General features: G+C 68.6%; 17 protein-coding genes. 10 read left to right on the top strand and 7 right to left on the bottom strand.

Annotated elements, in window-relative coordinates:
- Window positions 1-89 precede the first annotated feature (89 nt).
- The 4 genes from H7A86_RS19280 (at window position 90) to fabG (ending at window position 4,003) form a co-directional block, all read left to right on the top strand.
- Complete coding sequence (locus tag H7A86_RS19280; protein ID WP_119131842.1) at window positions 90-314, top strand: hypothetical protein; 225 nt, start codon at window positions 90-92, stop codon at window positions 312-314.
- A complete protein-coding gene (locus H7A86_RS19275) occupies window positions 304-2,670 on the top strand; it encodes an MMPL family transporter (RefSeq protein WP_119131571.1) in 2,367 nt (788 codons plus the stop codon). The genes H7A86_RS19280 and H7A86_RS19275 overlap by 11 nt, the downstream gene beginning before the upstream one ends.
- The gene (locus H7A86_RS19270; RefSeq protein ID WP_115678219.1) at window positions 2,657-3,097 is read left to right on the top strand and encodes a hotdog family protein; all 441 of its coding nucleotides are present in this window, start codon (window positions 2,657-2,659) and stop codon (window positions 3,095-3,097) included. The genes H7A86_RS19275 and H7A86_RS19270 overlap by 14 nt, the downstream gene beginning before the upstream one ends.
- Window positions 3,098-3,265: 168 nt before the next feature.
- A complete protein-coding gene (gene fabG, locus H7A86_RS19265; RefSeq protein ID WP_119131572.1) occupies window positions 3,266-4,003 on the top strand; it encodes a 3-oxoacyl-ACP reductase FabG in 738 nt (245 codons plus the stop codon).
- A 168-nt stretch (window positions 4,004-4,171) separates the two neighbouring features.
- Here fabG and H7A86_RS19260 read toward each other — a convergent pair whose 3' ends face one another.
- The 5 genes from H7A86_RS19260 to H7A86_RS19240 are packed head-to-tail and all read right to left on the bottom strand — an operon-like array spanning window position 4,172 to window position 8,781.
- A complete protein-coding gene (locus H7A86_RS19260; RefSeq protein ID WP_180707953.1) occupies window positions 4,172-4,372 on the bottom strand; it encodes a hypothetical protein in 201 nt (66 codons plus the stop codon).
- A gap of 2 nt (window positions 4,373-4,374) precedes the next feature.
- Entirely contained in the window at window positions 4,375-5,997 is a 1,623-nt protein-coding gene (locus tag H7A86_RS19255; RefSeq protein WP_119131574.1) for an NAD(P)/FAD-dependent oxidoreductase, read from the bottom strand.
- Window positions 5,994-6,815: a glycosyltransferase family 2 protein gene (locus tag H7A86_RS19250; protein WP_104585211.1), complete on the bottom strand. Its 822-nt coding sequence runs from the start codon at window positions 6,813-6,815 to the stop codon at window positions 5,994-5,996. The genes H7A86_RS19255 and H7A86_RS19250 overlap by 4 nt, the downstream gene beginning before the upstream one ends.
- Window positions 6,812-7,585 (bottom strand): beta-ketoacyl synthase chain length factor, encoded by a 774-nt coding sequence (locus H7A86_RS19245; RefSeq protein WP_119131575.1) that lies wholly within the window; start codon window positions 7,583-7,585, stop codon window positions 6,812-6,814. Before H7A86_RS19245 ends, H7A86_RS19250 begins: the two co-directional genes overlap by 4 nt.
- Window positions 7,585-8,781, bottom strand: a complete 1,197-nt coding sequence (locus tag H7A86_RS19240; RefSeq protein ID WP_119131843.1) for a beta-ketoacyl-[acyl-carrier-protein] synthase family protein — start codon at window positions 8,779-8,781, stop codon at window positions 7,585-7,587. Before H7A86_RS19240 ends, H7A86_RS19245 begins: the two co-directional genes overlap by 1 nt.
- A 217-nt stretch (window positions 8,782-8,998) precedes the next feature.
- Here H7A86_RS19240 and H7A86_RS19235 point away from each other — a divergent pair, with 217 nt between their 5' ends.
- From H7A86_RS19235 to zwf, 5 genes are all read left to right on the top strand, one after another.
- Window positions 8,999-9,259, top strand: coding sequence for a YcgL domain-containing protein (locus tag H7A86_RS19235; protein ID WP_104585241.1), 261 nt, complete (start codon window positions 8,999-9,001; stop codon window positions 9,257-9,259).
- A complete protein-coding gene (locus H7A86_RS19230; RefSeq protein WP_119131576.1) occupies window positions 9,252-12,572 on the top strand; it encodes an ankyrin repeat domain-containing protein in 3,321 nt (1,106 codons plus the stop codon). Before H7A86_RS19235 ends, H7A86_RS19230 begins: the two co-directional genes overlap by 8 nt.
- A 26-nt stretch (window positions 12,573-12,598) precedes the next feature.
- The gene (locus tag H7A86_RS19225) at window positions 12,599-12,928 is read left to right on the top strand and encodes a low molecular weight protein tyrosine phosphatase family protein (protein WP_119131577.1); all 330 of its coding nucleotides are present in this window, start codon (window positions 12,599-12,601) and stop codon (window positions 12,926-12,928) included.
- Between the two features lie 63 nt (window positions 12,929-12,991).
- Complete coding sequence (locus tag H7A86_RS19220; protein ID WP_119131578.1) at window positions 12,992-14,791, top strand: glycoside hydrolase family 15 protein; 1,800 nt, start codon at window positions 12,992-12,994, stop codon at window positions 14,789-14,791.
- On the top strand, window positions 14,788-16,650 hold the full coding sequence (gene zwf / locus H7A86_RS19215; protein ID WP_119131579.1) for a glucose-6-phosphate dehydrogenase: 1,863 nt from the start codon (window positions 14,788-14,790) through the stop codon (window positions 16,648-16,650). The genes H7A86_RS19220 and zwf overlap by 4 nt, the downstream gene beginning before the upstream one ends.
- Window positions 16,651-16,972: 322 nt before the next feature.
- Here the strand turns inward: zwf and H7A86_RS19210 are convergent, their stop codons facing one another.
- Entirely contained in the window at window positions 16,973-18,784 is a 1,812-nt protein-coding gene (locus tag H7A86_RS19210; protein ID WP_104650313.1) for a monovalent cation:proton antiporter-2 (CPA2) family protein, read from the bottom strand.
- A gap of 499 nt (window positions 18,785-19,283) precedes the next feature.
- Here H7A86_RS19210 and mgtE point away from each other — a divergent pair, with 499 nt between their 5' ends.
- Window positions 19,284-20,651 (top strand): magnesium transporter, encoded by a 1,368-nt coding sequence (gene mgtE, locus H7A86_RS19205; RefSeq protein WP_119131580.1) that lies wholly within the window; start codon window positions 19,284-19,286, stop codon window positions 20,649-20,651.
- A gap of 210 nt (window positions 20,652-20,861) precedes the next feature.
- On the opposite strand, the gene H7A86_RS19200 is transcribed toward mgtE, so the two are convergent.
- Complete coding sequence (locus tag H7A86_RS19200) at window positions 20,862-23,201, bottom strand: TonB-dependent hemoglobin/transferrin/lactoferrin family receptor (protein ID WP_119131581.1); 2,340 nt, start codon at window positions 23,199-23,201, stop codon at window positions 20,862-20,864.
- Between the last annotated feature and the right edge of the window lie 18 nt (window positions 23,202-23,219).

The raw sequence follows: 23,219 nt of genomic DNA, 5'->3' as shown, positions 1-23,219 counted from the left end.
AGCGCGCCTGCGGCGCCAGCAAGGCGCCCGCACAGCCCGATGCCGCGCGTGCGGCCGGTGCACGTTCCGCTGGCACTGGAGGCTTGCGCATGGCGTTTGAGTTGACCGCAAACCGCCGCATCGGCCTGGCGCTGCTGTGGCTGGCCTTGCTGGCGGTGACCGGGTTCTGGTTGAGCGAGACGCTCAAGGTCACCGGCGACCTGCGCAAGTTCATGCCCGCCCTCAGCACACTGAAAGCACTGTTGCTGCCCGATGCCGCGCGTGCGCCCGGTGCACGTTCGGCCACGCAGCTGGAGCTGATACATGGCATTTGAGTTGAATGCCAACCGCCGCATCGGCCTGGCGCTGCTGTGGCTGGCCTTGCTGGCGGTGGCCGGGTTCTGGTTGAGCGAGACGCTCAAGGTCACCGGCGACCTGCGCAAGTTCATGCCCGCCCCGCGCACGCCGGCGCAGAAACTGCTGATCGAGGAACTGGGCGAAGGCCCCGGCTCGCGCCTGTTGCTGATGGCGCTGTCCAACAGCGACCCGGCCACGCTGGCCGCGCAGTCGCAGGCACTGCAGCAGGCCCTGGCTGCACAGCCGCAACTGTTCGAGCTGGTTGGCAATGGCGGCACTGCGGGCCTGGATGCGATCCCCGAGCGCCTGCTGCCGTATCGCTATCTGCTCAGCGACAGCTTCGACGCCGCGCCGCTGGACGCGCGCACCCTGCAGGCGGCGTTGCAGTCGCGCGTGCAGGATCTGGGCTCACCTGCCGCTGCGATGGTGGAGCCGTTGTTGCCGCGCGACCCGACGCTGGAAGTACTGCATCTGGCCGAAACCCTGCAGCCGGCCGCGGCGCCGCAGACGCGCAACGCGGTGTGGTTCGACCGTGCCGGCACCTCGGCCTTGCTGATCGCGCAGACGCGCGCAGCCGGCTTCGATCCCACCGGCCAGCAGCTGGCCTACGACGCGGTGCGGACGGCGTTTGCCAAGGTCAGCCAGGGCACCTCGACGCAGCTCGTCCTGACCGGCCCCGGCGCCTTTGCGGTGGAAATCACCGCGCGCACGCAGGGCGAGGCGCAATGGATCGGTACGCTGGATACGGTGGGGCTGGTGCTGTTGCTGCTGGTCGCCTACCGCAGCTGGAAGATCCCGGTGCTCGGCGTGCTGCCGTTGGCCAGTGCCGGCCTGGCCGGTCTGGGCGCGGTGGCCGTGTTGTTCGAGGGCGTGCACGGCATCACCGTGGCATTCGGCTTCACCCTGATCGGCGTGGTGCAGGATTACCCGATCCACCTGTTCAGCCATCAGCGTCCCGGCCTGGATCCGCGCGACAACGCGCGCCATCTATGGCCGACGCTGGCCACCGGCGTGGTGTCGACCTGCATTGCCTATGTGACCTTCCTGTTTTCCGGTGTGGACGGCTTGCGGCAGCTGGCGGTGTTCACCATCGCCGGGCTGGCGACCGCCGCGATCACCACCCGGTGGCTGTTGCCGGCGTTGATCGACCCGGCGCCGCGCGACTACGCCGATTCGCGCATCCTCGCCGCGCTGTGGCGTGGCATCGCGCGGCTGCCACGGCCGCGCATCAGTCTGGCGGTGATTGCGCTGATCGGCATCGCGGTGATCGCGTTCGCGCCAGGTCAGTTCTGGCAGAACGATCTGTCGAAGCTGACCCCGGTGCCGCCCAAGGCGTTGGCGCAGGACACGCAGCTGCGCCAGGAACTGGGCGCCCCCGACGTGCGCTACGTGCTCGCATTGCCTGCCGCCAGCGACGAGGCAGCGCTGCAGGCCAGCGAGCAGTTGCGCCCGCGCCTGGATGCGCTGGTGCGCGACGGCGCGCTGACCGGTTACGACATGGCTGCACGCTATCTGCCCAGCATCAAGACCCAGCGTGCGCGTCAGGCCGCGTTGCCGGATGCTGCGCAAGCGCGCGCATTGACCGACAGTGCGGTGGCGGCCACGCCGTTTCGCAGCGATGCGTTCGCGCCATTCCTGCAGGACCTGGACGCTGCCAAGCGTGCCGCCCCGCTGTTGCCGAAGGACCTGGCCGGTTCGCCGCTGGCGACCTCGGTCGGCGGGCTGCTGCTGGGGCGCGGCGATCGCAGCACCGCGCTGGTGTCGTTGACCGGCCTGCGCGATCCGTCGGTGGTGGCTGCCGCCGTGCAAGGCAGCGGCGCGCAATTGCTGGATCTCAAGGATGCCTCCGAATCGCTGGTTGCCGCCTATCGTGGGCGTGTGCTCGGCGCGCTGGGGCTGGCTGCGCTGCTGCTGGCGGTGACGGTGGCAATCGCGTTGCGCAGCCCGCGCCGGATCGTGCGCGTGTTGCTGCCGATGGCGCTGACCACGGTGCTGATCCTGGCGATCCTGCGCGGGATGGGGGTGGAGCTCAACCTGTTCCACCTGATCGCGCTGATCCTGGCGGCAGGCCTGGGCCTGGATTACGCATTGTTCTTCGACCATGCAGGCGACGATCACGCCGACCAGCTGCGCACCTTGCATGCCTTGATCGTGTGCAGCCTGATGACCTTGCTGGTGTTCGCGTTGTTGGCTGCCTCCAGCATCCCGGTGTTGCGGGCGATCGGCAGCACGGTGGCGTTGGGGGTGTTGTTCAACTTCATCCTGGCCTTGCTGGTGTCGCGCGAGCCGGCGCTGGAGCGCGCAAGAAGTGGAGGTGCACATGCAGGGACGTGACGCGATTGCCGCCTTGATTCCGCACCAGGGCAGCATGTGCCTGTGGGAAGAGGTGGTCGACTGGGATGCACAGCGCATCGTGCTGCGCAGTCACGCGCATCGCAGCGACACGCATCCGTTGCGCGCCGATGGCCGCCTGCGCGCGCTGCACCTGTGCGAATACGGTGCGCAGGCGATGGCGGTGCATGGCGGCTTGCTGGGGCATGATCCCAGCCAGCCAGCGCGCCTGGGCATGCTGGTCGCCCTGCGAGGCGTGGAGTTGCATCTGGCCTATCTGGACGACCTTCCTGCTGCGATCGAATGCGAAGCAGTGGTATTGATGCAGGCCGACGACAGCCAGCAATACAGTTTTCGCCTGACCCACCAGGGGCAGTTGCTCGCCGAAGGCCGCGCCACGGTGATGCTGGTCGCCGGGCGGGCCCCGTAGGAGCGCGCTTGCGCGCGATGAAGCGTTGCCGTTGAAGCCTCATCGCGCCCAAGCACGCTCCTGCCGAATGTGGGCGATCAATGCGGGCGATCTATTCCTGCACTTGCTGCCAGTCGTTAGGATGAGGCTCTTCCCGCCGTCATTTCTGCGGCTTCCATCGAGGCGTCCATGAGCACATCCATTCCACAGCGCCGCGCGCTGGTCACCGGCGGCAGCGGCGATCTCGGTGGTGCGATCAGCCGTCACCTGGCGGCGCAGGGTCGCCATGTGATCGTGCACGCCAATCGCAATCTCGCCCGCGCCGACGAGGTGGTCGCAGCGATCGTGGCCGACGGCGGCAGTGCCGAGGCGGTGGCGTTCGATGTGGCCGATGCGCAGGCCAGTGCAGCGGCGCTGGCAAGACTGCTGGAGGTCGGCCCGATCCAGATCGTGGTCAACAATGCCGGCATCCACGACGATGCGCCGATGGCCGGCATGAACGCCGAACAGTGGCATCGGGTCATCGACGTGTCGTTGCACGGGTTCTTCAACGTCACCCAGCCGTTGCTGCTGCCGATGGCGCGTACGCGCTGGGGCCGTATCGTCAGCGTGTCGTCGGTGGCGGCAGTGCTGGGAAATCGCGGGCAGACCAACTACGCCGCGGCCAAGGCCGCCTTGCACGGCGCCAGCAAATCGCTGTCACGCGAGATGGCCAGCCGCGGCATTGCCGTCAACGTGGTCGCGCCGGGCGTGATCGAAAGCGAGATGGTCGGCGAAAGCTTCGCGCCGGAGGTGGTCAAGCAACTGGTGCCGGCCGGCCGCGTCGGCAAGCCCGACGAAGTGGCTGCATTGGTTGCGTTCCTGTGTTCGGAGTCAGCTGGCTATATCAACGGCCAGGTCATCGGCATCAATGGTGGAATGGGCTGAGAGCCGCTGATAGAACGACGATGCCTCCCCCAGGTAGGCGCGCTAGTGTGGTTCCCATCAGCGCACGACCAGGTTGGCAGGTGCGGTGTCCTCGCCGCTGCGAGTTTGCTGCAGGCCCTTGCCCGCCCACCATCGCGGGACACGCCGTGAATCCGTCCATGGAGGCTCTTACGCGGCATCCATGCCGCGTAAGAGCCCGCGACGGTGGGCGGGCAAGGACCGGGCGAGATGGGTGGTGTGCCTGTGCAAGCAATGCACCTCGCGCGGCCGTTCGATGCGTTGCGGTTTGATCGGCGTCTTCCGATCCGGCATTTGAATCAAGCTGGCGCGGATCCAGAAAAAACGCGCCGTCGCCGGCACGGTCTTCAAGCTTACGCTGCGTCGGCGTACCAGGCGGCGGTGAGGATGGGTTCGCCGACGGCGTTGGCGGTCAAGGCGTCCAATCCATGGTCCGGCAGTCCGGCATGGCGTTGACGCGCCTTGTGCAGGATCTCTCGCGCCAGCACCGCCATCTGCGCGACATTGCGGTGGATGCGTGCGGCAAAGGCATCGTCGTCGAGGGTGTCGTGCAAGGCGCCGTTGAGTTCGTTGAACCAGCCGATCAGGTATTGATCGAGCAGGCGCCCATCGTTGCTGGCCAGGCCTTGTGCGGTGTTGTGCTGGCCCCAGTCGTGCAGCACACGCTGCATCGCCAGATTCATGTCGCGCGCGTAGAAAAAATCCGCCTTCATGCGCGAGAGCAGGCTGAGGTCGGCGATCCGTCCGCTGCAGAACAGCGGCGCCAGCAGCGACCAATAGTAGGTGTAATCCCAGATCACCTTGACCGGCATCACCTGCGCATCGCCGAACAGGGCGTACTGATCCTGATACAGGGTCAGGGTGTTTTCGTAGAACGAGAAATACAGCTGCTGATACAGCTCGACATACGGGCTGAGCGATCTGCCGGCGCGGTCGCGGCCGATCAGTTCGCAGATGTAGGTATTGGAAATTGCGATGAAGTCGCTGCCGGGCGAATAGAACGGGTCCAGGAACAACCCCGCTTCGCCGGTCAGCGCCCAGCGCTGCGGCGAGAACACCTGCGTGCAGCCATAGGAGAAGTTGCGCAGGAACAGGAAGTCCTGCAGCCGGTAGTCGGCCTTGTCGAGCGTGGCGGCGACCTGCGGCTGATGCGTGCGCAGCCAGGTCATCGCCTTGTCGTGGGTGTTCATCGTGTCCAGCGGATGCATGGCCGCATCGCAGACGATGCCCAGCGAATGCGCGCCGGAGGAGAGCGGAATCAACCAGAACCAGTAGCCCGGCCCGCACATGTGGTTGGTCGAGCGCCAGCGATCCGGCGGCGTGCAGCGCTGCAGCCAGCTGCTGTCCTGCGACCAGCCATTGGGGTCGATCAGGCCTTCCACGCGCCACCACACTGCATTGGCGTCGTGCGCGTTGTCCTGCGCCAGGCCGAGCTTGCGCTTGAGCAGGCCGGCGCGGCCGCTGGCATCCACCACCCAGCGTGCGCGCAGCGTGCCGGCCTCGCCTGCGCGCTCGTAGCGCACGGCGTGGTCGGCATCGTCATCGGCCAAGTCCACGCCCTTGACGCTGCAGCCGTCGACAAACGTGATGCCCTGCGCGCGGGCGCGCTCGCCGAGAAAATTCTCGAAGCGGCCGCGGTCGATCTGCCACGACGGCGTCGGCAGGATCTGGCTGACGCCCAGCTCGGTGCAGCGGTCGATGTCCTGGCGCCTGTCGGAAAAGAAGAAGCGGAAACCGAACTTGCGGATCTGCTCGGTCTCCAGGTGCTCGCGCAGGCCCAGCACGTCGGCAAAATAATGCGCGCCGATTTCCACCGTGGATTCGCCGACCTTGAACGCGGCCTCGCGCACCGGATGCGCACGGCGCTCCAGCACGGTGATCGCCAGTTCGGGGTCGCGCTGGCGCAGCTGCAGCGCCAGGCTCAGGCCGGCCAGGCCACCACCGGTGATAACGACATCGGCACGCTGTGCATTCATGGGGATGGCTTGTTGGTTGTCACCGCAGGCACAGTAGCAAATTCGCCGTCGGCGTCGTCGATCAGCACCGGGTTGGCGCGCACGCGGCGGTACTCGCGCCAGATATGCCCGTAGCTCCAGGCCTGCACGACCACGTGCGAGGTGATCTCCCACAGGTCGCGCACCAGCCGGAAATGGCTCTTGCGGAAGGTGCCCGGCGAGGTGCCGGCGTAGCGGGTTTCGATCGGCACCGCGACCACGCGCGCGCCGGCCTGGCGTGCGGCGGAAATCAGCAGCTGCGCTTCGAACACGAAGCCTTCGCCGGGCACGTCGGGCAGGGTGAATACCGAGGCCGGATACAGCCGCTGGCCGCTCTGGCTGTCGACCAGCTGGAAGCCGCAGGCCCAGGCGATGCCCCAGTCGCCGAAATCGTTGCCGATGCGGCGGATGGTGGGCTGGGTGGCGCGCTTGCGCATGCGTGCGCCGACGATGACACAGCCGGGGTGGCGGTTGGCCGCGGCCAACAGGCGCGGGAAATCGGCCGCCTTGTGCTGGCCGTCGCCGTCCATGGTCATCACGGCGCGCATGCCCATCCGCTGCGCCTGCGCAAATCCGCTGCGCAACGCGGCGCCCTTGCCCTTGCGCTGCGGATGCCGGATCAGGGTGATCGGCAGGTCGGCGATGCAGTCGGCGGTGCCGTCATCGGAGCCGTCGTCGATCACGATCACGTTCGAGCAATAGGTCAGCGCATCGTTGACCACTTCGCGGATGCGCAGCGACTCGTTCAGGGCCGGCACCAGGATCGCGGTGTCCTCGCGGGTCAGCGGCTGCCGGCTCACTGCTGGACCTCCAGCTGCAACACCCGGCCCGGGCCGGCGTACAGCGCCACGCGCTCGCCGCCAGCGGCGAGCAGGTCGAACAACGGCAGCATCGGCGCCATCGCATTGCCGGCGACCTGCCGCGACAACGGGCCCTCGCCCGGTGTCGGTGTGCCGTCGTCCAGCCACGCCCGCAGCTGCGGCTTGCCGGCCTGGCCGGGGGCGCCCAGCACCAGCGCGCCGCCGAGCAGCCCCTGGCTGGGTGCGACCCGGCCCAGCGGCCCGACCGAGCGGGCGTCGTAGCCGGCCAGCAGCACCGCGTCCATGCCGGCGGCGCGTTGAACCAACGCCTCCAGCAGGCCCTGCGCGAAGCTGCCCAGGCTGGCGCTGATCGCCGTGGCCGGGGTCATCGCCCCGGCGCCGATGGTCCAGTAGCCGGCCGCGGCGTTGTGCACCGAGTTGTGGAACTTGGTCGGCGAGATCGCCAACGGGTCGCTGGCCAGCGTGGTGCACATGTAGTCGGAGATGGCCAGATCGCCATAGGTGGAGGTAAAGATCGACGGCAGGCTGGCCGGCGCGCGGCCGGCGGCGTGACAGGCGGCCAGCGCCGCGTCCAGCGAGACCGCCACCGTGTCCGGTGCGCGGCGGCGCTCATTGGCGGCCAGCAGCTGCGGCGCCGGGCGTGCCCCGGTGTCCTGCAGCGTGCCGTCACGGACGAAGGCCGCAGCAGCCTCCCAGCTCGGCAGGCCCTGGGTCCAGAAGCCGATTCCCTCGATGGTGGCAGCCAGCATCAGCGGGCCCGCCCGAACAGCAGCGAACAGTTGTTGCCGCCAAAGCCGAAGGAGTTGTTCATGGCGTAATCGATCTTGGAATGGGCATTGTCGAAACGGATCTGCGGGCCGCAGGCCGGGTCGGGCACGGCGCTGTTGAGCGTGCCCGGCAGCACGCCGTCGCGCAGCGCCAGCAGCGCGATCACCGATTCGACGATGCCGGCCGCGCCCAGGGTGTGGCCGGTCCAGGCCTTGGTCGAACTGGCGTGCAGGGTGGCGGGGAAGATCGCCGCCACCGCGGTCGCCTCCACGCTGTCATTGGCCGGGGTGGCGGTGCCGTGCAGGTTCAGATAGCCCACCGCATAGGCGTCCAGGCCGGCGCGATCGAGCGCATCGCGCATCGCCAGCTGCGCGCCCAGGCCCTGCGGATGCGGGGCGGACATATGGTGCGCATCGCTGGATTCGCCATAGCCGTACAGCCACAGCGTGGCGTGCGGCGCGGCGGCGGTGCGTTCGAGCAGGGCAAAGCCGCCGGCCTCGCCCAGGCTCAGGCCGACCCGGCGCGCATCGAACGGCTGGCACAGCTCCGGCGCCACCACCTGCAGCGAGTTGAAGCCGAACAGCACGCTGCCGCACAAGGTATCCACGCCGCCGACCAGGGCGGCATCCACCACCCCGGCATCGATCAGGCGCGCGGCCTGGGCGAACACCTTGGCGCTGGACGAACAGGCGGTGGCCACGGTCACGCTGGGGCCGCGCAGGCCGGTGGCGTGCTGCACGAAGTCGCCCAGCGAGTGCGGGGTATGCACGATCGGGCGATCCAGATCGTCGGGGAAGCGCGCGCCGTCGGCGTCTTCGACCAGGCGCGTATAGGCCTCCTCGCTGGCACCGATGCTGGAGGTGGAGGTGCCGATGATCACCGCCACGCGCTCGGCGCCGTAGCGCTGCGCGGCAGCCTGCACGGCCTCGGCCATGCCGTCCTGCTGCAGGGCCAGCCAGGCCAGGCGGTTGTTGCGGCAGTCCCAGCCTTGCAGGGGGGGCGGCAGGACGACGTCTTCCACGCCCTCCACGCGGCCGATCCAGCAGGGCAGCGGCTGCGGGCCGAAATCGTTGCGACGCATGCCGCTGCGGCGAGCGGTCAGGGCGGCAGCCTGGGCATCGAGCCCGGCGCCGAGCGCGGTGGTGGAGGTAAAGGCGGTGACGGCGACCGGGGCCATCTGGGACGGATGCTGCGCTTGGCTCACGGTGGTCTGCTGGCAAAAAGTGGGCTCAGTATATCGATGGCGGGTCTGCCTCCCGTCGATGGCGCAACTGAACGTGCCGGTCATGTCGCTGACGGGGCAGGACTTTTCGCGTGCTGCCGCGCTTTCGCCATCGGCGCAATTGGGACACAATCCTGCGACATACTTGCCGATCGAGCGCGACCACGCGCGCATGCACGCCTACGTCTATAAAAGCCAACGCAAGCAGGACACCTTCGTCTATCTCGCCACGCGCGACGACTTCTCCGGTCTTCCCGCCGCCGTGCACGCGCAGCTGGCGCCGTTCGCGTTCGTGCTGGAGGTGGCGTTGACGCCCGAGCGCCGCCTGGCGCAGGCCGACGTGGCCACGGTGCGCGACGCACTCGGCAAGCATGGCTTCTATCTGCAGCTGCCCAAGACGGTGGTGCTGGCGGGCGAGTGCGACTATGACTGAGGCCGCACGGGCCGCACGCGTGCGGGCCGCAGCGCTGGCCGGGGCGGCCGGCGTGGCGTTGTCGTTGCTGGGCGGCATCGGCGGCGGCGTTGCCGCGGTGGCGCTGTGGCTGGCACAGCCGGCGTTCGCGCTGGCGGTGTCGTGGGCGCGCGGTACCCGCGCATTGCCCAGTCCGCCGCGCGCGGTTGCGCAGGCCCTGCCGCCGCTGCTGACGGTCTGGGGCGTGGGCCTGCTGGCGCTGGCCGCCCTGATCAGCTGGCCGCTGACCGCCCTGCGCGACAGCGGCAGCCTGGCTGCCGCGTTGGCCCTGAGTGTGGCGGTCAGCGCTGCGCTGCTCGGGCTGTGGCGGACCTGGCCGCTGTGGGGCGAGGTCGAGCGCGATGGCGGCGCCCTGGCCCCGCGCTGGCATGCGCTGGCGACGCAGGAGTTGCACGCCTGGCGCGGCCTGCTCGCCGCTGCCCTGGTGCTGGCGATGTGCACGCTGGTGGTGGCGCTGGCCTGGCCGGGCTGGCTGTCGAGCAGCTTGCGCTGGAGTCTGGCGATCGCCGCCAGCGTGCTGCTGCCGGCCGCCCATCTGCTGTTGCAGCGCACCGCCGCGCCGGGACGCAGCGACGCCCCGGCGGCCTTGCAGGCGGCCGATTTCTTTTCCGAAGCGGCGGCCGAGCCGCGTCCGCTGGAGCCGGTGGCCCAGCATCAACTGGTGCCCGAGCTGTTCGAGGCAGCGCGCAGCGGACGCGTGGACCGCGCGCTGCAGTTGCTCGATGCCGGCGCCGACCCGCAGGCGATGCCGCTGCCGGAGTGGCGCGACCAACGCAGCCTGCCTGCGCTGGCCGCGGTGCTGCCGGACCTGCGCCTGCTGCGCGAGCTGATCGTGCGCCGTGTCGACGTCAACCAGCCGCATCGCGGCATGACGCCGTTGCTGGCCGCCACGCGCGACAGCTGGCACGGTCGCCCGGACGCGGTGATGACGCTGCTGGCCAACGGCGCGGACCCGCGCGCCAGCGACAACGACGGCAATACGCCGCTGCATCACGCGGTGCGCAGTTCCGACCCGGGCGTGGCCGCGCTGCTGCGCGATGCCGCCGCCGAGCTCGATGCGCTCAACCACGAAGGTCACTCGCCGCTGGCGATGGCCTGCCAGGTCGGCAACTGGCGGCTGGCCAAGTTCCTGCTGGAACGCGGCGCCCACTCCGAACCGGACGGCGGCGCGCCGGTGCTGCTGGCAGCGGCCGGCACCGAGGAGGACGACCCGGCCGGCGTGCAACTGCTGCTCAAGCACAAGGCGCGCGTGGATGCGCGCGATCGCCAACGCCGCAGCGCCCTGCACGAAGCCGCACTGGCCGGGCACGGCGACATCGTCGAGGCACTGCTCGCAGCCGGTGCCAATCTGGAAGCGCGCGACCTGCTCGGTCGCACGCCGTGGCTGGATGCGGCGCGGCAGGCACGGAGCGGCGTGCTCGAACGCCTGGTCGCACGCAAGGCCGATGTGCTGGCCGTCGATGGCGAGGGCCGCAACGCGGTGATGCTGGCCTGCGCCGCCGACAACGTGTCGCCAGCCCTGATCCGGCGCCTGCTCGACCTGCAGGTGCCGGCCGACAGCGCTGATGCGCACGGCCGGCGCGCGGTGGATGTGGCCGCCGAAGCCGGGCGCTGGGCGATCGTGCAATTGCTCGACCCCGCCTATCCGTTGCCGGCGGCGGTCAGCGATGCGCACGGCGAGACCCCCGGCGTGGCGCTGCTGCCCGACCGGCCGCCCCTGGTGCTGTTGCGCGAAGGCCTGCAGTTCGGTCAACGCGACGGCCTGGTCGCGCTGGCCCGCCTGTGCGGCCCGGAAGAACTTGGCAGCCTGCTGCACGATGCGCATCTGGCCTTGAACGCCGATGCGGTGGACTGGCTGCTGCGCCATGGGGCCGATGCCGAAGTGCGCGATGCCTGCGGCGACGTGCCGATGTTTGCACTGCTCTCGCGGGGCGTGGAGGCGGTGCCGGCACTGCAGGCGCTGCTGCGCCATGGCGTCTCGCCCGCCGGTGCGGGCGGGCTGACACGGCTGCTCAGCGCCTGCGTGCAGCACGATGCGGCATCGCGCGGGCTGGAACAGTTCGCGCTGGAATTGCTCGAACGCGGCGCCGACCCGTTCGCCGCGTCGGCGGCCGGCGATCCGCCGTTGTCGCTGGCGGTGCGGCTGGGCTGGCTGCGCCTGCAGCAGTGGTTGCTGGAACACGGTGTGGACCGCGAGGCGCGCGACAGCCACGGCATGACCGCGCTGCACCTGGCCACCGCGCTGGGCCGCGAGGCATCGCTGAAATTGCTGGTCAAGCAGGGCGCCTCGCCGGAAGCGCGCGCTGCCGACGGGCAGACCCCATTGGGCGTGGCGCTGTCGATCGGCCGCCGCGACCTGGCCGACTGGCTGGACTGGCGCATCTGGTCGCTGCCGCACCGCAGCCTGCGCGAGGCGGATGTACCGGCGGCCGCGATGGTCGGCGACACCGATGCGGTGCGTCGCCTGATCGATCTCGGCCTGCCGGTCGACGCCGTCGATGCGCAGGGCTGCACCGCGCTGCTGCGTGCGGCCGGTGGCGGCCATCTCGGCGTGGTGGCGCATCTGCTCGGTCGCGGCGCCGATCCGCAACGCGCAGCCAATAGCGGCGCCACGCCGTTGTCGGCGGCGGTGAGCATGCGCCAGACCGAGATCGTGGCCGCGTTGCTGCAGGCCGGCGCGCAGATCGAGCACCGCCTGCCCGGCGGCGTCACCGTGCTGATGCTGGCCTGTGCGCTGGGCCTGCCGGATATCGTGGCGCGCCTGCTCACCGCGGCGGCCGACGTGCACGCCAACGACGATCAGGGCCTGGCGCCGCTGCATTGCGCCGCGCTGTACGGCTTCACCGCGCGCGACAAGAGCCGCCTGCTGGCACTGCTGGATACCTTGCTGCTGGCCGGCGCCGACCCGGAGTATCTGGCCGGTGGCCGGGTCAGCCCCCTGCTGCTGTTGCTGGGCGCGCGCGCCGAACCCGGCACCGCCTGCGACGAGCAGGTGGTGCTGGCCGGCGTCGAACGCCTGCTCGATGAAGACGTCTCGCTGGACGTGGCCGATCAGCGCGGTTTCGGCCCGCTGCACCTGGCCGCACTGCACGGTTTGCCGCTGCTGGTGCAGCGCCTGCTGCGGGCCGGCGCCGATGCCGACCGCCGCGACGCGCTCAACCGCACCCCGCGCGAGATCGCGATCATGCGCGGCTTCATCGATGTGGCCGGCCAGTTCGAGCCCGCCTTGCCGGGTGTGTCCTCGATGGCGCGCTTCCTGCGCGAAGGCCGCTGAGCCAGCGCGGCGGGGCACCGCTGCGGGTGCTGTTCGTGTGCAGCCGCAACCGGCTGCGCAGCCCCACCGCCGAGCGCGTGTTCGCCGACTGGCCGGGCGTGCAGACGCAGTCGGCCGGGCTGGCCGCCGATGCGGACGTGCAGCTCACCCCGGAGCTGTTGCACGAGGCGCAGCTGGTGCTGGTGATGGAGCGTCGCCATCTGCAGCTGTTGCGCAAACGCTTTGCCGCGCATCTGCGCCATTGCCGGGTGGCCTGTCTGCAGATTCCCGACGACTACGCCTACATGGACCCGGCACTGATCCGTCGCCTGGAACACACGGTGCCAACATTGCTGCGTCTGCCGGCGTTCTCGTAACCTGATCCCGACACTGCGCGTGCAAGACTGGGCCTTCACTCGCACGAAGGAAGCGCCTCTACGATGAGCGTGCGTATCGAGGACCATGCCATGCTGGGTAATTGCCACAGCGCGGCCCTGGTCGACCACCGTGGCACCATCGACTGGCTGTGTCTGCCACGTTTCGATTCCGACGCGTTTTTCGCATCCCTGCTGGGCGATGAGCAGCACGGGCAATGGGCGTTGTCGCCGGCCGGCGACTTTCGCAGTGAACGTACCTATGAAGACGACAGCCTGGTGTTGTGCACGCGCATGCACACCGACACCGGCACGGTGGAACTGGTCGACTTCATGGTCGCCAGCGAGGAAGGCGACGGCCACCAGCACCTGGTGCGGATCGTGCGTTGCGTGCAGGGCGAGGTGCCGATGCACATGCGCCTGACCTTCCGCTTCAACTACGGCCGCACCGTGCCCTGGGTGACGCGTATCGATGGCGGCATCCGTGCCATCGCCGGGCCCGACCAGCTCGCCCTGCGCTCGCCGCAGGCGCTGCATGGCGAGGACATGGGCACCGAAGCCGACTTCACGCTGCGTCAGGGCCAGAGCACCTGGTTCCTGCTCAGCCATGGCCTGTCGCATCAGCCCACGCCGACGGCGATCGATCCGGAACAGGCGCTGCAACGCACGGCCGCGTTCTGGCATGGCTGGGCACGTCGCTGTACCGATGTTGGCCCCTGGACCGAGCAGGTGCGTCGCTCGCTGGTGGTGTTGAAAGGGCTCAGCTATCTGCCCACTGGCGGCATCGTCGCTGCGCCGACGGCCTCGTTGCCCGAGCATCTGGGCGGCACCCGCAACTGGGATTACCGCTACTGCTGGCTGCGCGATTCGGTGTTCACGCTGATCGCCCTGCTGCAGGCCGGGTATCGCGACGAAGCAGAGGCCTTCCGCGATTGGGTACAGCGTGCCATCGCCGGGTCGCCGGACCAGTTGCAGGCGCTCTACGGCATCGCCGGCGAGCGCCGGCTGCAGGAATGGGAAGCGCACTGGCTGCCCGGCCATGAAAACTCCAGCCCGGTGCGTATCGGCAACGGGGCGGTGGATCAGTTCCAGCTCGACGTCTACGGCGAGTTGATCGGCGCGTTCCACTACGCGCGCGAAAAGGGCGTGGCACCGCTGTCCGACGCCGACGGCTCGTCGGCATCGTTGCTGGAAAAAGTGCTGGAGACGCTGGAAACGCTGTGGCGCCTGCCCGACGAAGGCATCTGGGAAATCCGCGACGAGCGCCGTCATTTCGTGCATTCCAAGGTCATGGCCTGGCTGGCCTTCGATTGCGGCGCGCGCGATGGCATCACCAATGCCGATGCGGCCAAGCGCGCGCACTGGGGCCGTATCGCCGAGGAAATCCGCGCAGAAGTGCTGGAGAAGGGCGTGCACCCGGACGGGCATTTCGTGCAGAGCTACGGTTCCGACCGTCTGGACGCGTCGCTGTTGCTGATTCCGATCGTCGGGTTCCTGCCGGCCGAGGATCCGCGCATCGCCGCCACTGCCGATGCGATCGCACGCGACCTGACCATCGATGGATTGGTCGAACGCTATCGCGCCGACGACAGCGCCGACGGGCTGCCGGCCGGCGAGGGCACCTTTCTTGCCTGCAGCTTCTGGCTGGTGGAAAACTATGCATTGCTCGGGCGCACCGAGCAGGCACGCATGCTGCTCGAACGTCTGCTCGGGCTGTGCAATGACGTGGGCCTGCTTGCCGAAGAGTACGACCCGCGCAGCAAACGCATGCTTGGCAACTTCCCGCAAGGGTATTCCCACGTGGCTCTGGTCAATGCGGCATTGCGCCTGCACGGACGCATGGGCGAAAAGGAAACACATCCATGAACGAACAAGCCACAACCCCGCCGTGCATCATCGTGGTGTTTGGTGCACGCGGTGACCTGACCAAGCGCCTGGTGATGCCGGCGCTGTACAACCTGCGGCGCTCCGGCGCGCTGGGCGAGCAGTTCGCCATCGTCGGCATGGATCATGGCGATATCAGCGAGCGCTCGTGGCGCACGATGATGGGCCAGTCGATGACCGAGCTGCTCAGCAGCCGCGATGCCGAATTCCAGACCGACGAATTCGACACCGACACCTGGGAGTGGCTGCGCGAGCGCATGCATTATCTGCGCGGCGATTTCACCGACCTGGGCGCCTATCAAACCCTGGGTGGCGCGCTGGAGAAACTGCACAAGCGCTACGGCACCCAGGGCAACGTGCTGTTTTATCTGGCCACCGCCGCGCGCTTCTTCGAGCCGGTATTGCTCAACCTGGGCGAAGCCGGGCTGGTCAGGCAACGCGAGGGCGAAGGCTGGCGTCGGGTGATCGTGGAAAAACCCTTCGGCCATGATCTGCCCAGCGCCGTCGCGCTCAATGCCACCGTCGCCAAGGTGCTGCACGAGGATCAGGTGTTCCGCATCGACCACTTCCTCGGCAAGGAAACCGTGCAGAACATCCTGGCGTTCCGTTTCGCCAATGGCCTGTTCGAGCCGGTATGGAACCGCGACCGCATCGATCATGTGCAGATCACCGCCGCCGAAACCATCGGGGTGGAGGGGCGCGGACGCTTCTACGATCCCACCGGCTGCCTGCGCGACATGGTGCCCAATCACCTGTTCCAGTTGCTGGCGATGATTGCGATGGAGCCGCCGGCCGCGTTCACCACCGAGGCGATGCATCGCCGCCGCGCCGAAGTGATCGAAGCAGTGCGCCCGATCAAGCCCGAAGACGTGGTGCGCGGCCAGTACGCCTCCGGCGCAGTCAACCGCAGCGCCGTGCCGGGGTATCGCGAAGAAGACACGGTGCCGGACGATTCGGAAACCGAAACCTATGTGGCGATGAAGCTGCAGGTCGACACCTGGCGCTGGGCCGGCGTGCCGTTCTACCTGCGCACCGGCAAGCGCCTGCGTGAGCGCACCACCGAGATCGCGATCCGCTTCAAGCCGGCGCCGCTGGCGCCGTTCCGCAGCACCGAAGTGGGCGGCTACGGCCCCGACTGGCTGGTGCTGCACATCCAGCCCGACGAAGGCATCTCGCTGCAGTTCGACGTCAAGCGCCCCGGCGCGCAGGTCAGCCTGGCACCGGTGCGCATGGACTTCCGCTACCGCGACTGGTTCCCCAAGGAATACACGGTGGGCTACGAGCGCCTGCTGCAGGACTGCATGAACGGCGAGGCCGGCCTGTTCCAGGACGCGGCCATGGTGGAAGGGGCCTGGCGCATCGTGCAACCGATCCTGGATGCCTGGAAACAACCGCCCAGCGACTTCCCCAATTACGCCGCCGGCAGCGCCGGCCCCTCGGCCGCCGATGCCTTGCTGGCCATGAATGGTGGACACGCCTGGCGCGCGCTCACCCCGGGCCGCAAGCCACCGCCGCGCCGCGCACCGGACGCACGTGGCAGCGCCACCACGCCGGTCAAGAAAGCCACCGGGAAGACGGTCAAGAAGGTTGCCAAGGCATCGGCCAGGAAGATCACCAAGGCGGCAGCCGAAAAGGTCACCAAGGCGCCAGCCAACCGCGCATCTGCGGCCGCAGCAAGATCATCGCAGGATGCGGCTACGTCGCCGGGCAACGCGGCAAAGAAAGCCGTGAGCAAACGCGCAACCGGCAAGGTCGCAAAGACCGCCGGCAAGACCGGGGCAGGCAAGCGCGCAGCGAAGAAGTCGACCAGCAAGACTGCGGCGCGCACGCCACGCCGCTGAGGGATGCGAGCGGCATACAGCCGCCGCAGCTCCACGTAGGAGCGTGCCCGCGCGCGACGGGCTTTATCGGTAACGCCCGGGTCGCGCGCAGGCACGCTCTTACGAACAGGGCAGCGATTGTGGGTGGTTGGTGCAGGTTCGCCATCCGCATCGGCTTAGGACTTGGACGCGATCGAATGCTCGCGTGCAGGTCGTCTTCAAGCATCGACTGCGCAGCTAACGCTGACGAAAGATGCACCACATCCGCGTAGGAGCGTGCCCGCGCGCGACGAGGCGTTATCGGTAAAGCCCCGTCGCGCGCGGGCACGCTCCTACGAAGGGCTCAGCGATCAAGCGTGGTGGGTGCGGGCTCGCCGTCCACATCGGCCTTGACGTCGGCTTCGAACAGATGCATCAGGTCCGCGCGTGCATCGCGCGAGGTCTGGATCACCTTGGCTTCGTCGTCATAGACCAGATGCTGGCGATGCAACAACTCTTCGTCGTGCTGGCGGAACCGTTTGACGTGCTCCTTGGCCACCGCCTCGCCCAGCCCGAGCGAGGTCAGCACGCGTTCGCTCAGTTCCAGGCTGGAGGCGAATACCTCGCGGAACGGTTCGGCGCCCAGGTCCATCAGCTTCCAGGCATGCTGGCGATTGCGTGCACGTGCCAGCACCGTGGCCTGCGGGTACAGGCGGCGGATCAGCCGCACCGCCTTGATGTTGGTTTCCGGGTCGTCCACCGCGATCACGAACACCTTGATGCGGTCGGCACCGGCGGCGCGCAGCAGTTCCGGGCGGGTGGGGTCGCCGTAGTACAACTGGCTGCCGAAGCGGCGCAAGTCCTCCACGGTGTCCGGATTGTGTTCCAGCGCCACGAACGGCACATGCCGCGCGGTGAGCAGGCGCGCCACGACCTGGCCGAAGCGGCCCATGCCGGCGACCAGGACCTTGGGCGTTTGCGCATCGATGGCGTCGAACGGGCGATCGGACGTGGGCGCGTGCAGCCGCAGCGGCCCGTTGAGGATGCGCTGCATGCCGAGCAGCAACAGCGGCGTCAACGCCATCGAGACACCGACAATGGCCACCAGCCGGTCGTGGTTGGCGCGCTCCAGCAAGCCGACGCGATCGGCCTCGTTGAACACCACAAAGGCGAATTCGCCGCCCAGCCACAACACGCTGCCCAGCATCAGGCTGCTGCGCAGCGGCAGTCTGGCCACGCTGCCGATCCCGACCAGCAGCGAGAACTTCACCACCAGCAGGATCGCCACGCCGCTGGCGATCAGCCACGGCTCGGCGACCACCCGGTTCAGGTCGATGCCCATGCCGACCGAGATGAAAAACAGTCCCAGCAGCAAACCTTCGAACGGCTCGATCTGCGATTCGAGCTCGTGGCGGAATTCCGAATCGGCCAGCAGCACGCCTGCCAGAAACGCGCCCAGGCTGGCGCTCAATCCGGCTTCCTGCATGATCCAGGCGGTGCCCAGCACCACCAGCAAGGCGCTGGCGGTGAACACTTCCGGCATGCGCGTGCGTGCCACCATGTTGAACAGATAGCGCAGCACGAAGCGCCCGCACAGGATCACCAGCGCCAGCGCCGCCACCGCCTTGGCCACGTCCTGCCATTCCAGGGTGGCGTTCTTGCTGCCGCCCAGCAGCGGAATCGCCGCCAGCAGCGGAATGGCGATCAGGTCCTGGAACAGCAGGATGGCAAATGCCAGGCGCCCGTAGTCGCTATTGAGCGCTTTGCGTTCGGCCAGCAGCTGCAGCCCCACCGCGGTGGACGACAACGCCAGCGCCACGCCGACGATCAACGCGCTTTTCCAGCCCAGGTTGCCGAGCATCAGCAGGCCGCCCAGGATCAGCGTGGTCACCACCACCTGGGTGGCGCCGGCACCGAACACCGAATGCCGCATCACCTTCAAACGTGCCGGCGACAGTTCCAGGCCGATCACGAACAACAGCATCACCACGCCGATCTCGGCCGCGCCGCTGATGCGCTCGGCATCCTGCACCACGCCTACGCCGTCGGGGCCGAGCACCACACCGGCGACCAGGTAGGCCAGCACCGCGCCCAGGCCGAAGCGCTTGAACACCGGCACCGCCACGATGGCGGCCAGCATCAGCACCAGAGCCAGTTCCAGACCACCGCTATGCATGCGCACTCTCCGTTGAGAGGTGCATTATGCCGCCCGCGGCGGCCTGTCTGCCCGGATCAGCGTGTCCTGCCTGCAACACGGCAGGCGATCGCCGCCAGCGGGCGCCGGCATCGCCATCGAACGCCGGGGCAGCCTAGGGCACGACGCACGCGCCCTGTTCCGGCGGCGGCCCGCTGGCTGCTCGCCACTGTGGATCTGCCACAGGGCGTGCGTGCGGCGTCCGCTGCCCGGCGGCCCGATCGCGCCTTTCAAGCCATGCCGTGCACCGGCGGCTGGACGCGCGCTGAGCGCCGCCCACGCAGGGCATTGACCACGCCAGCCCAGGCGCGCAGACTGCGCCGCGCCGCCGCCCGGATCACCGGTCGGTACGCACTCTCGGAGCCCTCTCTCATGTCCAGCGACAGTCACCCTAGACCCGGGTCGATGACCCAGTTGGCGCGCGCCTGAGGCGTCAGGTTCGCCGGCTGTCATCGACGACGGTCGTCACCAGGCGAACCCCATGTACAACGAAACCCTGCGCCTTGCCCAAGGCGTCGATGCCTTGATCGCACCCATGGCCGACTTCAATACGGCCGATGCGGTGGAATACCTCAACACCCTCGACCGCGACGATGCCGCCCATGTGCTGGCCGCGCTGCCGCCGCCGCGTGCGGTGAAGGTGCTCGAACAACCCGAGCTGCACGACGCCAGCGCCCTGGTCGCGCAACTGCCGGCCGAGCAGGCCGCCTCCCTGCTCGGGCAGATGGCCGACGACCGCGCCACCGACATCTTCCATGGCCTGGATGCCGAGCAGCGCCAGGGGTTGCTGTGGCTGCTCAGTGCCGAGGCGCGGCTGTCGATCCAGGCCTTGATGCGCTACCCGCCCAATACCGCCGGCGCGCTGATGACCACCGAGTTCGTGGCGGTGCCGGCCGACTGGACCGTGGGCCGCACCCTGCAGCACATCCGCGAGGTGGAGCGCAGCCGCGAGACGGTCTATGCGATCTACCTGCTCGACCCGCACACCCGCGTGCTGACCCAGGTGGTCACCATGCGCCGGCTGATCACCGGCGCGCCGGATGCGCCGATCCTGGAGGTGGCACAGGTCAACCCGCCGGTCACGGTGGATCCGGCGCTGGACCAGGAAGAAGTCGCCCGGCTGATCCGCCGCCACGACCTGCTGGCGATCCCGGTGGTGGATGCGCATGGCCATGTGCTGGGCATCGTCACCGTGGACGATGTGCTGGACGCGCTGATCGCCGAATCCACCGAGGACGTGCACAAGTTCGGTGGCATGGAGGCGCTGGACAAGCCCTACATGCAGATCGGCTTCGGCCAGATGATCAAGAAGCGCGCCGGTTGGCTGAGCGTGCTGTTCCTGGGCGAAATGCTTACCGCCAGCGCGATGCAGCACTTCGAGGACGAGCTGTCCAAGGCGGTGGTGCTGACCCTGTTCATTCCGTTGATCATGAGCTCGGGCGGCAACTCCGGCTCGCAGGCCACCTCGCTGCTGATCCGCTCGCTGGCACTGCGCGAACTGCGCCTGGGCGACTGGTGGAAGGTGGCCCTGCGCGAACTGCCCACCGGGCTCACCCTGGGCGCCATCCTGGGCGTCCTGGCGATCGTGCGCATCACCCTCTGGCAGACCGCCGGCCTGTACGACTACGGCCCGCACTGGCAGATGGTGGCGCTGACCATCGGTGCGGCGCTGATCGGCATCGTCACCTTCGGCTCGCTGTCCGGCTCGATGCTGCCGTTCGTGCTGCAACGGCTCGGCTTCGACCCGGCCAGCGCCTCGGCGCCGTTCGTGGCCACGCTGGTGGACGTCACCGGCCTGGTGATCTATTTCAGCATTGCCGCCGCGATCCTCAGCGGCACCCTGTTGTAGCGCCGCGGGCAGTGCGCGGGGCGCGCGAACAACTGCGCCCCGCCATGCTCCGGTCGAGAAGCCGTACGCAACGCGGCACCTCGCCCGGTCGTTGACGCTGCGTCTCGGCACTCGGCACTCCGCGGCCGGTGCCGGACCAGGCCGGACCGGTGGTCCAGCCTGCATCGCTGCACGGCCCACCGTGCAGCGATGCGCAGCGGCGATCGCGCCTCAGAAGGTCACATACAGCGTGGCGCGCAGGTTGCGGCCCGGTTCGCTGTAGCGGCCGATGCCATCATCGGTGGCATAGCCGTACAGATAGAAATCGCCGCGGGTGACATTGCGGATGCGCGCCCACTGGTAGTAACGCTCGTCGAACAGGTTGTAGACGCCGAGATTGACGCGTACGTGCGCGTTGAAACGGTAGCTGCCGAACAGGTCGACTACGCTGTAGGCATCGCTGAGGAATGGCTCGGCCGCAGCGCCGAAGATGTCGTTCTCGACGTTGACGTCCTTGGCTTTCTTGGCCAGCGCATGGGTGATGTTGGCGGTGACACGCAGGCGCTCGTCCAGGCCCTGCCAGGTCAGGCCGAGCACGCCGCGATCCGGATTGATGCTGTCCAGCGGGCGGCCGTCCTCCAGCTCGCCCTGGTTGTGGGTCCATGCCGCGCGCAGCAGCCAGGCATCGCCGAGCCTGAACTGCGCATCCAGTTCCACGCCCTTGACCTCGACCTGGCCGACATTGCGCAGCGTGGTGTAGGCGTAGCCGTTGCGCGTGGTGCACACGCCGCGGGTACAGGTCTGGTAGAGCGTGCCGGCATCGGTGGTGACGGTCTCGCTCTGGATGAAGTCGTCGTAGCGGTCGCGGAACACCGACAGGCCCACGCGCGCCCAGTCGCTCTCCCAGCGCCAGCCCAGTTCCAGGTTGAGGCTGCGCTCGGCCTCCAGTGCCGGATTGGCGGCCACGGTGGGGACGTTGACGGTGGTGCCGGTGTCCACCCGGGTCAGCGCGGTGATGCTGGTCGGGGCATACATCTCGGCCGTGGTCGGGGCACGGAAGCCGCGCCCGGCCTGGAACCACAGCGTCTGCTGCGGGGTGAAGGCATAGCTGATGCCGGCCTGCCAGGTGGGCGAGGAGAACGTCACCTCGCGCACCGTGCCGGTGCTGTCGACGAAGGTGGGCGACAGCGTCGGCGCGTAGCGATAATGGTCGTAGCGCGCACCCAGGGTCAGCTGCAGGCGGTCGTCGAGCAGGCCGATGCGATCGCGCAGGTACACGTTCCAGCTGTCGGCATCGGTCTTGGGCACCTGCGCCGGGTCGATGGTGGCGGTGTCCAGCGTGCCGGCATTGTTCCAGCGGTAGTCGATCGCGCTGTAGTCGATGCTGCGGCGCTGCCAGGCCGCCCCGTACAGCAGCGCCTGCGACCAGCCGTTGCCATGCAGCTGCTTGTCGAAGTCGACCGCGATGCGGTCCAGGGTCTGCTCGGTGTCGCGGTCTTCGGCCCGGCGACACGGCAGCGCCACCGTGCAGCGCGTGGTGGCGGCGGTGGCCGGCGTGCTCGAGCTGCCGCTCTGGGTCAGGATGCGGGTGGTGCCACGGCTGTCGGTCTGCTGGCGGTCCAGCTGCGCCTGCAGGGTGTCGAACAGGGCGTTGTCGGCATTCCAGAGGTAGCGCAGGCCGTAGCGGTCACGGTCGTTGCTGTCGTCGCCAACGCGTTCGGCGTAGCTGGGCGCGCTGACGCGGCTGAGATTGTCGACCCGGTTCTGCGCGCGGTTGCGCTCGTACACCACGCCGAAGCGGTGCTGTGCGTTCGGCACCACGTCGAGTTTGGCCAGCACGTTGTCGCTTTCGTTGTCGATCGGGTCGGGCGTGCGCCGCGCGCTGCCGGTGTCGATCCCGGTGCTGGAATACCAGCCCTCGGACTCGTGGCCCTCGCGGCGGGTGTAGCTCAGCATCGATTCGACGATGCCGCTGCGGTTGGCGACGGTGAGGTTGCCCAGCCATTGGTCGTTGTGGCCGGTGTAGCCGGTCTTCAGGCCGACATGGCTGTCGTTGCCCTGGGCCTTGAGGTAGTCGTAGGGATCCTTGGTGGTGAATACCACCGCACCACCGAGCGCGCCGCTGCCGGCACTGATGGAATCGGCGCCCTTGACGATGTCCACCCGCTTGAGCGAATCGACGTCCACGCCGCCGCGGCCGGCGCGGAAGAACTCGTAGTCGCGCGCGGTCTCCACGCCCTCGGCCATCGACAGGCCGTCGATGGTCATCGCCACCCGGTCGCCTTCCAGGCCGCGGATGTTGAAGCCGTTCTCGCCGAAGCGGCCCATGTCGGCGATGCTCACGCCGGGGATGTAGCGCACCAGGTCCTCCATGCTCTCGGCCTGTTCCTGCTGCAGCTGTGCGGTGTCGAGGGTGGTGACGTTCTGGTTGCCGGAGGCGCGCTTGTCGCGCGCGGCCTTCACTTCGACCGGGTCGAAGGTGGTGGCGTCGGCCGGTGCCTGTTCGGCATGCAGCGGAAAGGCCAGGCCGGTGGCGATCGCCAGGGCCAGCAGGGTCGGTGTCGAGGTCATCGTGGAGTCCACAGTCAG

Source organism: Xanthomonas euroxanthea (genome assembly GCF_903989455.1).
Taxonomy (GTDB): domain Bacteria; phylum Pseudomonadota; class Gammaproteobacteria; order Xanthomonadales; family Xanthomonadaceae; genus Xanthomonas; species Xanthomonas euroxanthea.
The sequence above is the reverse complement of the archived record's forward strand: the minus strand, read 5'-3'. Positions and strand labels throughout refer to the sequence as shown.